Source organism: Methylobacterium brachythecii (assembly GCF_014196345.1).
GTDB lineage: Bacteria > Pseudomonadota > Alphaproteobacteria > Rhizobiales > Beijerinckiaceae > Methylobacterium > Methylobacterium brachythecii.
Window position 1 is genome coordinate 142,448 of sequence record NZ_JACIDN010000010.1, and the last position, 13,098, is coordinate 155,545.

At 68.1% G+C, this 13,098-nt stretch carries 14 protein-coding genes and 1 other RNA gene; 9 read left to right on the forward strand and 6 right to left on the reverse strand.

Annotated elements, in window-relative coordinates; all coding sequences use genetic code 11:
- The first annotated feature begins 40 nt into the window (after positions 1-40).
- The 3 genes from GGR33_RS22940 (at position 41) to GGR33_RS22950 (ending at position 2,935) form a co-directional block, all read left to right on the forward strand.
- Positions 41-1,867, forward strand: a complete 1,827-nt coding sequence (locus GGR33_RS22940) for a methylmalonyl-CoA mutase subunit beta (RefSeq protein WP_183511547.1) — start codon at positions 41-43, stop codon at positions 1,865-1,867.
- Positions 1,868-1,942: 75 nt separating this feature from the next.
- Positions 1,943-2,338 (forward strand): hypothetical protein, encoded by a 396-nt coding sequence (locus GGR33_RS22945; protein ID WP_183511550.1) that lies wholly within the window; start codon positions 1,943-1,945, stop codon positions 2,336-2,338.
- A gap of 147 nt (positions 2,339-2,485) precedes the next feature.
- Complete coding sequence (locus GGR33_RS22950) at positions 2,486-2,935, forward strand: hypothetical protein (protein WP_183511555.1); 450 nt, start codon at positions 2,486-2,488, stop codon at positions 2,933-2,935.
- Between the two features lie 155 nt (positions 2,936-3,090).
- On the opposite strand, the gene GGR33_RS22955 is transcribed toward GGR33_RS22950, so the two are convergent.
- The 6 genes from GGR33_RS22955 to gap form a co-directional block, all read right to left on the reverse strand.
- Positions 3,091-4,140, reverse strand: coding sequence for a tetratricopeptide repeat protein (locus tag GGR33_RS22955; protein WP_183511561.1), 1,050 nt, complete (start codon positions 4,138-4,140; stop codon positions 3,091-3,093).
- Positions 4,137-4,799, reverse strand: coding sequence for a thiamine phosphate synthase (locus GGR33_RS22960; RefSeq protein ID WP_183511574.1), 663 nt, complete (start codon positions 4,797-4,799; stop codon positions 4,137-4,139). Before GGR33_RS22960 ends, GGR33_RS22955 begins: the two co-directional genes overlap by 4 nt.
- A gap of 96 nt (positions 4,800-4,895) precedes the next feature.
- On the reverse strand, positions 4,896-5,963 hold the full coding sequence (gene fba / locus GGR33_RS22965; RefSeq protein WP_183511586.1) for a class II fructose-bisphosphate aldolase: 1,068 nt from the start codon (positions 5,961-5,963) through the stop codon (positions 4,896-4,898).
- Between the two features lie 191 nt (positions 5,964-6,154).
- The gene (locus GGR33_RS22970; RefSeq protein WP_183511593.1) at positions 6,155-7,357 is read right to left on the reverse strand and encodes a phosphoglycerate kinase; all 1,203 of its coding nucleotides are present in this window, start codon (positions 7,355-7,357) and stop codon (positions 6,155-6,157) included.
- A gap of 10 nt (positions 7,358-7,367) precedes the next feature.
- Positions 7,368-7,853 carry a hypothetical protein gene (locus GGR33_RS22975; protein ID WP_183511600.1) on the reverse strand — a complete coding sequence of 162 codons (486 nt, stop codon included), beginning with the start codon at positions 7,851-7,853 and terminating at the stop codon, positions 7,368-7,370.
- A gap of 69 nt (positions 7,854-7,922) precedes the next feature.
- A complete protein-coding gene (gene gap / locus GGR33_RS22980; protein ID WP_183511613.1) occupies positions 7,923-8,930 on the reverse strand; it encodes a type I glyceraldehyde-3-phosphate dehydrogenase in 1,008 nt (335 codons plus the stop codon).
- A gap of 402 nt (positions 8,931-9,332) precedes the next feature.
- Here gap and GGR33_RS22985 point away from each other — a divergent pair, with 402 nt between their 5' ends.
- The 6 genes from GGR33_RS22985 (at position 9,333) to GGR33_RS23010 (ending at position 12,977) form a co-directional block, all read left to right on the forward strand.
- The gene (locus tag GGR33_RS22985; protein ID WP_183511617.1) at positions 9,333-9,623 is read left to right on the forward strand and encodes a DUF4164 domain-containing protein; all 291 of its coding nucleotides are present in this window, start codon (positions 9,333-9,335) and stop codon (positions 9,621-9,623) included.
- A 123-nt stretch (positions 9,624-9,746) separates the two neighbouring features.
- Positions 9,747-10,124 (forward strand): cell division protein ZapA, encoded by a 378-nt coding sequence (locus tag GGR33_RS22990; RefSeq protein WP_183511621.1) that lies wholly within the window; start codon positions 9,747-9,749, stop codon positions 10,122-10,124.
- Positions 10,125-10,313: 189 nt separating this feature from the next.
- Positions 10,314-11,267: a DMT family transporter gene (locus tag GGR33_RS22995; RefSeq protein ID WP_183511625.1), complete on the forward strand. Its 954-nt coding sequence runs from the start codon at positions 10,314-10,316 to the stop codon at positions 11,265-11,267.
- A gap of 129 nt (positions 11,268-11,396) precedes the next feature.
- Positions 11,397-11,553: non-coding RNA, 6S RNA (gene ssrS, locus GGR33_RS23000), on the forward strand.
- Positions 11,543-12,151 carry a 5-formyltetrahydrofolate cyclo-ligase gene (locus tag GGR33_RS23005; protein ID WP_425488810.1) on the forward strand — a complete coding sequence of 203 codons (609 nt, stop codon included), beginning with the start codon at positions 11,543-11,545 and terminating at the stop codon, positions 12,149-12,151. Before ssrS ends, GGR33_RS23005 begins: the two co-directional genes overlap by 11 nt.
- Before the next feature lie 4 nt (positions 12,152-12,155).
- A complete protein-coding gene (locus GGR33_RS23010) occupies positions 12,156-12,977 on the forward strand; it encodes a TIGR00282 family metallophosphoesterase (protein WP_183511632.1) in 822 nt (273 codons plus the stop codon).
- The last annotated feature ends 121 nt before the right edge of the window (positions 12,978-13,098 follow it).

The following is a 13,098-nucleotide window of genomic DNA, read 5'->3' on the forward strand; positions in this document are numbered from 1 at the left end:
GGTCCGCAGGTCATGCCGGTGCCTGGGATCTGTGAGAGAGATGGAAGATCGTCCGCTTGCCGAGCTGTTCGAGCCCGCCACGCAGGAACGTTGGCGCGAGGCCGTCCAGGCGGCGCTGAAGGGCGGCGATTTCGAGAAGCGCCTCGTCTCCAAGACCTCCGATGGCCTGCGCATCGAGCCGCTCTACCCGGCCGCCGATCCCATCGCCCAGCCGGTGCGGGCGCCCGGCCCGTGGCGCCTGTCGCAGCGCGTCGACCATCCCGATGCCGAAAAGGCGGCCGCCCAGGCCCTGCTCGACCTCGAAGGCGGCGCGGATTCCCTGACGCTGGTCCATCGCGAGGCCCCGGCCGCGCGCGGCTTCGGCCTCGCCATCGGCAGTGTCGCGGATCTCGACGCGGCCCTCGACAACGTGCTGCTCACCATCATCGCGCTGCGTCTCGATGCCGGCCCCAAGGGCTTCGAGACCGCCGAGCACCTGAAGGCCCTCGTCGAGAAGCGCGGCGACGATCCGGCCGAACTCGACATCGATCTCGGTCTCGACCCGATCGGCCTCGTCGCCGCCACCGGCCGCGAACTGCCCGACTGGCAGGCCCGCCTCGCCGGGGCCGCGAAGAGCTTCGAGGGCTATCGCGGCCGCATCGCGCTCGCCGACGGGCGCCCCTATCACGAGGCCGGCGCCAGCGAGGTGCAAGAACTCGCCGCGGCGCTCGCCACCGCCGTCGCCTATCTGCGCGCGCTCGAAGCCGAGGGTATCCCGCTCGAACGCGCCCGCGACGCCATCGCCATCCTGCTCGTCGCCGATGCCGACGAGTTCCTGACGATCGCCAAGTTCCGCGCCGCGCGGCGTCTCTGGGCGTGCGTCGAGCAGGCCTGCGGGCTCGATGCCAAGCCACTGCGCCTCCATGCCGAGACGGCGTGGCGCATGATGACGCGGCGCGACCCCTTCGTGAACATCCTGCGCACCGGCATGGCCGCCGCCTCGGCCGGCCTCGGCGGGGCGGATTCCGTGACTGCCCTGCCCTACACCCAGGCGCTCGGACTGCCAGACGCCTTCGCGCGCCGCGTCGTGCGCAACAGCCAGACCATCCTCGTCGAGGAATCGAGCCTCGCCAAGGTCTCCGATCCGGCCGCCGGGGCCGGTGGCTTCGAGGCGCTGACGGCCTCGCTCACCGAGGGCGCCTGGAAGGCGTTCCAGGAGATCGAGAGCGAAGGCGGCATCCTCGCCAGCCTGCAGGCCGGCAAGGTCCAGGCCCGCATCGCAGAGGTCCGCGATGCCCGCACGAAGCGCATCGCCACACGGCGCGAGCCGCTAACCGGCGCCAGCGAATTCCCGTTCCTGGCCGAGAAGCCGGTGGCGGTGCTCGACGTCGCGCCGACCTCGCCCGTCGCGTCCGGCGAAGGCGCCCTGCCCTCCCTGCGCCTCGCCGAGCCCTTCGAGGCGCTTCGCGACGCCGCCGACGCTTATCTCAAGGCGAACGAGGCGCGGCCGCGCGTCTTTCTGGCCAATCTCGGCTCGGTCGCGATCCACAATGCCCGCTCGACCTTCGCCGCCAACGCCTTCGCGGCCGGCGGCATCGAGGCGCTCGGCAACGAGGGTTTCTCAAAGGCCGACGACGTGGCGCACGCCTTCAGGGAATCGGGCGCTTCCATCGCCTGCCTGTGCTCGTCCGACGCGCTCTACGAGACCGATGCGGCCGCGGCCGCGAAGGCTCTCAAGGAGGCAGGCGCCAAAACCGTCTATCTCGCCGGCAAGCCGGCCGATGCCGACGCGCTCAAGGCGGCGGGCGTCGATGCCTTCCTGTTCGCGGGCGGCGATCTGCTCGCGCTTCTCGCCGACGCACAGCGGTGTGCGATAGCGCAAGCTTGAGCCTGAAACCTCACGTCGCCTCGGGCGTTGCTGGATCGTTCGTGAGAACGAAAGACTGCGCAGCAGGGGCTGACCATGAGACTACCGATCATCGCCGCGACCATGGCCGCGTTGTCGGTCGGCGTGCTGAGCGCGCCGGCAGACGCCGCCAAACGCAAGGTCGCCATCCCGAACAAGTTCGACGGCAATTGGAGCATCGAGGTCGTCACCCAGGACGGTCCATGTGACCGGGCATATCGCTACGGCATCCAGGTCTATAAGGGCGAGGCGATCTATCCTGGCGGCGACGTTTCGATCCGCGGCCGCGTCTCCCAGACCGGAGTGGTCCAGGGCGTGATTTCCCGCGGGGGCGACTCCGCGCAGGTTTCCGGGCGCCTGACGGTGCGTGGCTCTGGCGGTGGCCAGTGGGGCAGCACCGGCGACGGACCGATCGGCTGCAGCGGCCACTGGACCGCGACCCGCCGCGGCTGAGCCGCTGTGAGGAGGGCCTCTGTAACCGTCAGGCGACAGAGGCCGTCGCTCGCGCGAGTTCCTGACTTTTGCATCGCACATCGCCCTGTTCCGGGCTCAATTCTGAGGTGATACTCGGCAAATCAGTCCTGCTTCGAGGCACCCGTGATGAAAGCGCTGCTCGTTCCCGGTCTTGCCGTCCTCCTGGTTTCGACGGCCGCCCAGGCCCGGCCAGACCAACGCATCCCGGGCAAGCCGCATCCCGTGATGGCGCCGCTCGAGCAGGCCGCCACGGATTGCTTCGCCGAGACGGTGATGGCGAACCCGAAGGCCACGCGGCTCGCCCAGGCCGGCCGCTGGTACGACGCGGCCGGCGTCATCGGCTTCCTGTGTCGGCCCGAGGTCAGCCGCATGGTGCAGGCTCACGACCGGCTCTATGGCAGCGGCACCGGCGACCGCTACTTCAAGGGTGCCTACGCCAAGCACCTCGACAAGCAGCTCGAAGCTCGACTGCAGCCGATGCTCGAGACCAAGACGGTCGCGAGCGCCGAGCCGGCCGCCGAAAAGGTCACTGGCACCGCCGGCGACGTGCAGCCGGCGGCGGATGCGGCCCAGTAGCGGCGCGGCTTTCACAGCCACCCCGTAATCCCGGGGCGCCGCAGGCGAACCCGGGATCCCGAGCCGCCGACCGAGCCGAAATGGGAATGCCCCTGCGGTTCTGAATCCCGGGTTCCGCTGCGCGGCCCCGGGATGACGGCGACGGAGCTTGACGGCTACTGCTGAATCGTCGCGCGCTCCGTACCGAGCGCCTCGGCCCTCTTCCGCTCATCGGGGCTCAGGCCAGTCAAGGCCTGGTCCAGCCATCCGTCCGACCGACCCTGCGCGCTCGCCGCGAGATTCCAGGCGGCTGCCTCGACGAGATTCTTCGGAACGCCGCGGCCGACGACGTAGAGCCGGGCGATGCGGTTCTGAGCGATGGCGTTGCCGCGCGAGGCCGCGTGCAGGAAATAACGGGCCGCCCTCACTTCGTCCTTGGCGACGCCGGTGCCGTTGAAGAGCAGTATCGCGAACTCGACCTCTCCGGCGAGATCACCGTTATCGGCCGCGCGCCGGAAGTTTTCGGCGGCCTTGCCAGCATCCTTCGGGACGCCGCGGCCCTGGAGGTAGAGCACGCCCAGATCGTGCTGCGCCGGCGCGAGCTCGGCCTTCGCCGCCTTCTCGAAAAGCGTCGCGGCCTTGGCCACGTCCTCAGGCTTGCCCGAGCCGAGCAGGATCAGGGCGAGGTTGTAGCAGGCAGAGGGCTCGCCCTTGACGGAGGCCTGCTCCAGCCATTGCCGGCCGGCCTTCTGGTCCTTGGCCTGGCCGCGCCCGTCCATCGCCATCAGCCCGAGGGAGGCCATGGCATGCGCGTCGCCGAGATTGGCCGCGAGGCGATACCATTCCAGCGCCCGCTTCGGGTCCTGCTTCAAGCCGAGGCCCTGATTGTAGAGCTCACCGAGCAGGGTCAGCGCCGCCGAATCCTTCGAGTTCGCCTCGATGCGTTTCGTCGCTTCGCGAAACGCCGCCATGTAGCGGCCACGCTGATAGGCGCCGTAGGCGAGATCGGCATTGGTGTTCGACGGCGGCCGCGAGCCTTCGGCACCCGGCGTGTAGGGCGTCGGCAGATCGCGCGAGAGACCTTTCGAGGTCTTCTTCGGATCGGCCGGCTTCAGGGTCTGATCGGTCGTCGGCGCGGCGATCGGCGGCTGGTTCGGTGCCGCCGTGGCGTCGAGCGTGGTGGCCAACACCAGCAGGCCGGCCAATCCGGCTCCGACGCTCCTCATCGCGCGGCGCCCGCCGCAGCCAGCGTCTTCGCGGCCATCGTCACGGTCTGCGGCGTGTCGAACCACAGAGCGCTCTCCAGCCCGACGAACTCCGCACCGGTCGCCGCGAGCGCCTCGATCTCGGTTGCCTCGGCAGCCACTGCGATGCAGGGCGTCTCGAAGATTTCCGCCCACCAGATCGCCCGCTCGCGGACGAGGTCTCGGTCCGGCGCGGCGCCATCGGGATAGAGGCCGCCGAACATCAGGTAGTCGACCTGAGCCTCTCCGGCGGCCATCGCCGCATGTTTGGACTCCAGGAAGCCGCCGCAGCCCAGGATGCGTCCGTCGCGCAAACGTCCTCGCAGGTCGCGCAACACGGCTTCATCCGCCTTGTCGACATGCACCCCGTCGGCTCCACCGCGGGCGGCGATGCCAACGAGGTCGCCCTTGAAATCCGGAATGCAGACGAGGACGGCCGCGCCACCCTCCTGCGCCGCTGGAGCCAAGCGCTTGACGAGATTCACCAGTGACCGCTCGTCGGAGGCGGCCAGGCGCAGGATCACCGCGGCGACATCGCCGCCCGTGCATGCACCGGCGAGCGCGGCGATCGTCTTCTCGGCCTGCGCGTCGTCGACGCCGTAGGGCGTCAGGAGGGCGAGGCGGGGGGCGTCTTCGGACATCGGCTCCGCGGATGGCTGCCGCCCCTCTCCCGAACCGGGGAGGAGCCGACGTGGCAATGAGCGTTGCGGAGGCGATTGGTCAACCTCCGCCGTCGATCAGCCGTCGATGCGCGGATCGAGGGAGCCGTCGGCGTAGCGCTTGGCCATCTGGGCCACCGAAATCGGGCGGATCTTGGAGCCCTGGCCGGCGGTGTTGAACTCCTCGAAGCGCTGCTTGCAGAGCTTCGTCATCGCGTCCATCGCGGGCTTCAGATACTTGCGCGGGTCGAATTCCGACGGGTTCTCGGTAAGGATCTTCCGGATCTGGCCGGTCATCGCCATGCGGTTGTCGGTGTCGATATTGATCTTGCGCACACCGTGCTTGATGCCGCGCTGGATCTCTTCCACCGGCACACCCCAGGTCGGCTTCATCTGGCCGCCGTACTGGTTGATGATGTCCTGGAGGTCCTGCGGGACCGAGGAGGAGCCGTGCATGACGAGGTGCGTGGTCGGCAGGCGGCGGTGGATCTCCTCGATCACGTTCATCGCGAGGACGTCGCCGTCGGGCTGCTTCGTGAACTTGTAGGCGCCGTGACTGGTGCCCATGGCGACGGCGAGCGCGTCGACCTTGGTCTCGCGCACGAATTTCACGGCCTCTTCCGGGTCAGTCAGGAGCTGGTCGTGGCTGAGCACGCCCTCGGCACCGTGGCCGTCCTCCGCCTCGCCCTGGCCGCTCTCCAGCGAGCCGAGCACGCCGAGCTCGCCCTCGACCGAGACGCCGGCCCAATGGGCCATCTTGGTGACGTTGCGGGTGATCTCGACATTGTAGGCGTAATCGGCGGGGGTCTTGCCGTCGCCCTTCAGCGAGCCATCCATCATCACCGAGGTGAAGCCGTACTGGATCGCGGTGGCGCAGGTGGCTTCGTTGTTGCCGTGGTCGAGATGCATGCAGACGGGGATGTGCGGGTAGATCTCGACGAGGCCGTCGATGAGCTTGGCCAGCACCACGTCGTTGGCATAAGCGCGCGCGCCGCGGCTGGCCTGCAGGATCACCGGAGAATCCGTAGCATCGGCTGCCGCCATGATGGCGAGGCCCTGCTCCATGTTGTTCAGGTTGAACGCCGGAACGCCGTAGCCGTGCTCGGCGGCGTGATCGAGAAGCTGCCGAAGGGTGATGCGTGCCATGGTCCGTTGTCCCCCGATCCAATGCGATCGGCAGCGAGCGGCCGATCCCCAATAAAAAACCTCGTCCCGAGGCGCCGTAGCAAAGCGGAGGCCTCGAAGGAGGGCTCCCGTCGTAGCGCGATCCCTGGAGCCCTCCTTCGAGGTCCGCTGGCGCGGGCGCTCAGGATGAGGCCCAGGGTGAAAGGCGCGTCTCAGCCGTTCGCGCGCAGCGCCTCGACCCCCGGCAACTCCTTGCCTTCGAGCCATTCAAGGAACGCGCCGCCGGCCGTCGAGACATAGGTGAAGGTCTCGCCCACGCCCGCGTGGTTCAGCGCGGCGACCGTATCGCCACCGCCGGCCACCGAGACGAGCTCTCCGGCCTTGGTACGCTCGGCCGCGTGCTGGGCCGCAGCGACGGTGGCGGCGTCGAAGGGCGTGAGTTCGAAGGCGCCGAGCGGGCCGTTCCAAACCAGCGTGGCCGCCTCGTCGATCGCCGCGTTGACGACCTTCACCGAATCCGGGCCGGCATCGAGGATCATTGCGTCAGACGGCACGGCGTCGACAGCGACAGTCTCGGTCGGCGGATTGGCCTTGAACTCCTTCGCCGTCACCGCGTCGGTTGGCAGGATGATGCGGCAGTTCGCGGCCTTGGCCGCCTCGACGATGCGCTTGGCGGTGTCCGCGAGATCCTTCTCGCAGAGCGACTTGCCGACATCCTTGCCCTGCGCGTGCAGGAAGGTGTTGGCCATGCCCCCGCCGATCACGAGCATGTCGACCTTGGCGACGAGGTTCTGCAGCAGGTCGATCTTGGTGGAGACCTTGGCGCCGCCGACCAGCGCGATCACCGGATGCTTCGGCGCCTCCAGGCCCTTGGTCAGGGCGTCGAGCTCGGCTTGCATGCCGCGGCCGGCAAAGGCCGGAAGCAGGCGCGCGATGCCCTCGGTCGAGGCATGCGCCCGGTGGGCGGCCGAGAAGGCGTCGTTGACGTAGAAATCACCGTTTGCGGCGAGCGCCTTTGCGAAATCCGGATCGTTCTTCTCCTCGCCCACATGGTAGCGGGTGTTTTCGAGGAGCAGCACGCCGCCATCCTTCAGCGCAGACACGGCAGCTTTGGCCGGCTCGCCGATGCAATCCTCGGCGAAGGCGACCGGCTTGCCGAGGGCCTGCGAGAGCGGCTCGACCACGGGCTGCAGCGACTCATTCGGCTCGCGCTTGCCCTTCGGCCGTCCGAAATGCGCGAGCAGGACGACGCGGCCACCCTTATCAGCGATCTCGCGGATGGTCGGGACGATGCGCTCGATACGAGTCGCGTCGGTGACGCGGCCGGCATCCATCGGCACGTTGAGGTCGACGCGGACGAGGACACGCTTGCCGGCGAGCGCGCCGGCATCGTCGAGGGTACGGAAGGAACTCATTGGGTCTCGCTCAGGGCTGCGACGCGGCCGGGGCGGCGCGCTGGGGCAGCATGCTGTCGATGTTGAGGCGCTGCACCGCCACGGTCAGCACGACGGTGAGCACCGACGTAATGATCGCGGTGAGCACCAGGGCGCCGGTGCCGGGGCTGCGCTTCACACGTTCGTTGATGCTGCGGACTTCGCTGCGGAGCGCGGCGAGATCGGATTGGCGGGCGACCTCGTTCATACGAGTCGTGGCGCCCTCGATCTTGTCCTCCATGCGGGAGAGCAGCGACTCGGAGCGGGCGTACTTGTCCTCGATGCGGGCCGTCTTGTCCTCGATCCGGGCGAGCTGGTCGCCAACGGCCGAGCCGACCGGAGCGGGCGCGCTCGGCGAGACGGCCGGCTTGTCGGCAGCGGCAACGACCGGAGCCGGGGTCTGGGGCACCGGTGCTGGCGCGGGAGAGGACGGGATGAAGCTCTCTCCGGAGGGCTTGGTCTGAGCGTCGTCGGCCATCGGTGAAATCACTCCGGCTGTCGTTCGGGTCGGCATGAAACGGGGGGCACTGGGCCCCCCGGGAAACGATCAGATCAGCTTGGCCATCGCCACGGCCGTATCGGCCATGCGGTTCGAGAAGCCCCACTCGTTGTCGTACCAGGACAGGATGCGCACGAAAGTGCCGTCCATAACCTTGGTCTGGTCGAGGTGGAACGTCGACGAATGCGGGTCGTGGTTGAAGTCGACCGAGACGTTCGGCTGGTCGGTGAAGGCCAGAACGCCCTTGAGCGCGCCGTTCGCGGCGGCCTTGATCGCGTCGTTGATCTCCTGGGCCGTGGTCTCGCGCTTGGCGGTGAAGACCAGGTCGACGGCGGAGACGTTCGGGGTCGGCACGCGGATCGAGGTTCCGTCGAGCTTGCCCTTCAGCTCCGGCAGCACCAGGCCAACGGCCTTGGCGGCGCCGGTCGAGGTCGGGATCATCGAGAGCGCAGCGGCGCGGGCCCGGTACAGATCCTTATGCATCTGGTCGAGCGACGGCTGATCGTTCGTGTAGGAATGGATCGTGGTCATGAAGCCGCGCTCGATCCCGACGAGATCGTGCAGCACCTTGGCCACCGGCACCAGGCAGTTCGTGGTGCAGGAGGCGTTCGAGACGACGAGGTGCTCGGCGGTGAGCTTGTCGTGGTTCACGCCGTAGACGACCGTCAGGTCGGCGCCGTCGGCCGGGGCCGAGACGAGGACGCGCTTGGCGCCGGCATCGAGATGCGCCTTGGCCTTGTCCTTCGAGGTGAAGATGCCGGTGCATTCCAGCGCGATGTCGACGCCGAGATCGCGATGCGGCAGCTCGGCCGGATTACGCACGGCCGTGACCTTGATGCGCTTGCCGTCGATGACGATGAATTCGCCGTCCACCTTCACGTCCGCGTTGAAGCGGCCATGGATCGAGTCGAAGCGCAGCAGGTGGGCGTTGGTCTCCACCGGGCCGAGATCGTTGATGGCGACGACCTCGATATCCTTGCGGCCGGCCTCATGGATGGCGCGCAGGACGTTGCGACCGATGCGTCCGAACCCGTTGATGGCAACCTTCACGGTCACGGCGTGACTCCTTCACAAAACACGGCGCTTCGACGCCGCTCGATCAGCTCATGCGACGGCACCGGCAAATCAGTGCGTCGCCCGCTCCATGACGGCTCCGCTTGAACCTCGGATGAACCGATGGCGTTCCACGAGACTGCGATCCGGGCGTCACGCGGAACCGACCGCGAAGCGGACGATCTGCGCGAGGGGCCGGGAGCTGTCACGGGCGGAAGATCCGGAAAATCGTGCGCGCCCCGACGGGAGCGTGGCGGGCGCCGGCTCTCTAACATGGGGAGGGGGGCTGTCAAAGCACAGGGGAGCAAAGCACGGGGGAGCGTTTCCGGCGTCGATTATGCTGCGGCGACGGCTGGAAAATTCACGCTCTTCGGGCGACACCACGCACACGGGAGATGGTTGCGGATGTCGTTAGTCGAGGACGCGCTGCGGAGGCTGGACTTGGCCATGGTGCGCCTCGAAGCCGCGGTGACGCGGCGGGTCGAGGTGGACGAGGCCCGCGCCGATCGGGATATCGAGCTGGCGCTGATGGATGAGGATCGTGCGCGGCTCGCCGCGGAGCTCGACGCGGCGAGCGCACAACTCGCGCGCATGGCGAGCGTCACCGGTGAGGTCGAACGCCGACTGGACCGAGCCATCGACACCGTCTCCACCGTGCTCGATCGTCGGCCGTCGCCTTCGCGTCCAGGGGACTAGAGCATGCTGCGAAAAAGTGGCAACGGTTTTTCGCCTTAAGCATGCTCTAAACTATTGAATCGATCACGTTTTCTTCGTTTTGAGGGCTCCGTCAAAACGCAGCGTGATCTGAGGGAGAGCGGCTTGGCCCACGTTACCGTCACCATTGCCGGCAAGACCTACCGCATGGCCTGCGGCGAGGGCGAGGAGGCGCATCTCACGAACCTTGCCTCGGGCTTCGACGACCGCGTCGCCGAAATGCGCAAGGCTTTCGGTGAAATCGGCGACATGCGCCTCCACGTCATGGCCGCGCTCACCGTCTCGGACGAACTCGCCGAGCTGAAACGGCGGTTCGCCGCCCTGGAGGCAGAGACCGCAACCCTGCGCGAGGCGGCCTCATCGGGCGAGGCGCACCTCGCCGAGGGGATCGAACGGACGGCGGAGCGGATCGAGCGCCTGACACACGCGCTGACCAAACCGGCCTCACCTGGAGGTGCTGAGGGCCATCGGGAGACCGATTGAGGGGCCGCTGGGCGGGCGGCCGGACCCCGACGACCTCGGTCATTGTTCCATCACGCGCATCGATGTGTTGCGCCGATTGCAACTTCCGCATCGATGGCGCGGCGTCGTCTAAGCCCGAATTCCAATTTGATGCGGCTGTCCGGGTCGTTTCGATTCCGCAACCTCGACTCCGTGCCGAGATAAGCAGCGATGATCGACGATCCGGCATCCCAACCCCTGCGCGCCGCCCAGGGATCGGCCTGGGCTCTCTTCGCGATCTCGATCTGGGCCGGCTGGATGGTTCTCACGCGGTTCGATCTCGGCGAATCGACGCTGACGATCTACGACATCACGGCGATCCGCTTCGGCACCGCTGCGATCCTGCTGCTGCCCGTTCTGTTTCGGCATGGGGCCATCGCCAGATCGGTCGGGATCGGCGGCACGGCCTTGATGGTGATGGGAGCAGGCGCGCCCTATGCCCTCGTCGCCGCATCAGGATTGCAGTTCGCACCGGCCGCTCAGGCCGGAGCCCTGATCCCGGGCGTCATGCCGCTCTTTGCGACGGCTCTCTCTGTCGTCGTCCTGAAGGAAGCCGTGTCGCGCCAGCGCTTGGTCGGCTTCATCCTGATTCCCCTGGGCGTGCTGCTCCTCGTTGGCCCGAGTCTGCTAGCGCCGGTCGGCCACCGCTGGATCGGCCAGGTGCTGTTCCTGTCCGCCGCGCTGTGCTGGGCGATCTACACGGTGACCGTGCGCCGATCGGGCCTCCGACCGCTGCACGGCGCGGCCGTCGTGACGTTCTGGTCGGCCTGCCTCTTCCTGCCGATCTACCTGCTTGCGCCGCTACCGCGCGGCATCGCGAGCGCGAGCATCTCGACCATCGCGATCCAGGTGATCTTCCAGGGGCTTCTGACGAGCGTCGTTTCACTCATCGCCTTCAACCGGGCCGTTTCAATCCTCGGAGCGTCTCGCGCCGCGGTGTTCGCGTCGCTCGTTCCGGCGCTCGCAACCCTCATGGCGATACCGATCCTCGGCGAGGTACCGTCCTCCAGCGAGGTCGGCGCCATCGGGCTGATCTCGCTCGGCGTCCTGATCGGCTCTGGCGCCGTTCCTCGATGGCGTCGACCGGCACCGGCACCCGGGCCGTTGGCGCGCAGGTCGCATTGATCGAGGCTGGGGGCACCCGGCGCGACACGCTTCTGCATGAGAGCGCCAATTGTCGCGAGCCGGCAAAATCTGACCGGCCGTGCATTCAATTCACTGGCGTCCCGGCCTCGCCGGCATTACATCGGTAAGGCGGGGCTGCAGGGTTCGACTGGAGCACTATCCCCGGGGCCTTATCGACTCCCTCGGGAGCTGTCCCTGGCCTTGTCCCTGGACTTGGTCAACACGGCGCCCACCTACTCTGTAGGTTTCCCGGGATCGATCCTCCGACGGCCCACGTGGCTCCGCACCCTTCCCAGACGATGCCAGACGCACCTTCCCCTTCCGAAAAGGCCCGGCTGCGGGCCGAGGTCTTGGCACGGCGCGATGCGCTCGAACTCGACGCGCGCAAAGGCGGCTCCCGGACGGTTGCGGAGACGGTGATCGCGATCCCCGGCCTTGGCGAGGCCGAGTTGGTCGGCGGCTTCTGGCCGATCCGCAGCGAGATCGACCCGCGTCCCCTCATCGAAAAGCTCTTCGCGCGCGGCCAGCGCGTGGCCCTGCCGAAGGTGACGCCGGACGGGCTCGCCTTTCGCGAGTGGCGCGCCGGCGAGGCGTTGGTACGCGGCGGCTTCGGCCTCAGCGAGCCGCACGACGACCTGCCGGAGGTGTTTCCCACTGCACTGATCGTGCCGCTCGCGGCCTTCGACCGCACCGGCAACCGCATCGGCTACGGCAAGGGCTATTACGACCGGGCGATCGAACGCCTGTCCGGCCGTGGCGCGCTTCTGACAATCGGCATCGCCTATTCCGTGCAGGAGGTGGCGCATGTGCCGGCGGAGGCACATGACCGGCCCCTCGATCATCTCGTCACCGAGATCGGCCCCGTCCCTTTGATCAAGGCTTAGAGCGTTGCGCCTTCTCTTCCTCGGCGACATCGTCGGCCGCCCCGGCCGTCACGTGGTGGCCGACCGACTGCCGGCCCTGCGCGAGCGCTGGCGCCTCGATTGCGTGGTGATCAACGGCGAGAACGCCGCCGGCGGGTTCGGCATCACCGAGTCGATCTGCGACGAGGTCCTCGGTGCCGGCGCCGACGTGATCACGCTCGGCAACCATTCCTTCGACCAGCGCGAGGCCCTCGTCTTCATCGAGCGCCAGCCCCGCCTGATCCGCCCCGCCAACTACCCGCCCGGCACACCGGGCCGCGGCGCGACGGTGATCGAGACCCGGTCCGGCGCCCGCGTGCTCGTCGTCAACGTGATGGGCCGGCTCTTCATCGACCCGATGGACGACCCCTTCACGGCAGTCGATCGCGAACTGGCCTCCTGCCCGCTGCGCGATGCCGCCGACGCCGTGATCGTCGACGTGCATGCCGAGGCGACGAGCGAAAAGGAGGCTTTCGGCTGGCATCTCGACGGCCGCGCGAGCCTCGTCGTCGGCACGCATACGCACGTGCCGACCGCTGACCACCGCATCCTGCCCGGCGGCACCGCCTACCTCACCGATGCCGGCATGTGCGGCGACTACGATTCGATGCTCGGCATGCAGAAGGAGGAGCCGCTGCGCCGCTTCCTCCAGAAGACGCCCGGTTCGCGCCTCGAGCCCGCCCAGGGCGAAGGCACGCTCTGCGGCATCGCCGTGGAGACCGACGACGCGACCGGCCTCGCCAAGACCGTCTCCGCTGTGCGTCTCGGGCCGCACCTGGAGGAAACTTGGCCGCGAGCCTGGGATTGAGGATCAAGTAAGCGTTGCAGAACACCGACGCGGCTTGATCGGCCCTGAACCAGCATTCAGAGTGCGGCGCGAGCGGCCACGCTTTTCGAAGCAACGGCTTGGCCCAACCCGAACCCGGATC

What these genes read in the sequence shown, in the direction of transcription:
- GGR33_RS22940 (WP_183511547.1), top strand. Translation starts at nt 41, where the DNA reads ATGGAAGATCGTCCGCTTGCCGAGCTGTTCGAGCCCGCCACGCAGGAA.
- GGR33_RS22945 (WP_183511550.1), top strand. Translation starts at nt 1,943, where the DNA reads ATGAGACTACCGATCATCGCCGCGACCATGGCCGCGTTGTCGGTCGGC.
- GGR33_RS22950 (WP_183511555.1), top strand. Translation starts at nt 2,486, where the DNA reads ATGAAAGCGCTGCTCGTTCCCGGTCTTGCCGTCCTCCTGGTTTCGACG.
- GGR33_RS22955 (WP_183511561.1), bottom strand. Translation starts at nt 4,140, where the DNA reads ATGAGGAGCGTCGGAGCCGGATTGGCCGGCCTGCTGGTGTTGGCCACC.
- GGR33_RS22960 (WP_183511574.1), bottom strand. Translation starts at nt 4,799, where the DNA reads ATGTCCGAAGACGCCCCCCGCCTCGCCCTCCTGACGCCCTACGGCGTC.
- fba (WP_183511586.1), bottom strand. Translation starts at nt 5,963, where the DNA reads ATGGCACGCATCACCCTTCGGCAGCTTCTCGATCACGCCGCCGAGCAC.
- GGR33_RS22970 (WP_183511593.1), bottom strand. Translation starts at nt 7,357, where the DNA reads ATGAGTTCCTTCCGTACCCTCGACGATGCCGGCGCGCTCGCCGGCAAG.
- GGR33_RS22975 (WP_183511600.1), bottom strand. Translation starts at nt 7,853, where the DNA reads ATGGCCGACGACGCTCAGACCAAGCCCTCCGGAGAGAGCTTCATCCCG.
- GGR33_RS22985 (WP_183511617.1), top strand. Translation starts at nt 9,333, where the DNA reads ATGTCGTTAGTCGAGGACGCGCTGCGGAGGCTGGACTTGGCCATGGTG.
- GGR33_RS22995 (WP_183511625.1), top strand. Translation starts at nt 10,314, where the DNA reads ATGATCGACGATCCGGCATCCCAACCCCTGCGCGCCGCCCAGGGATCG.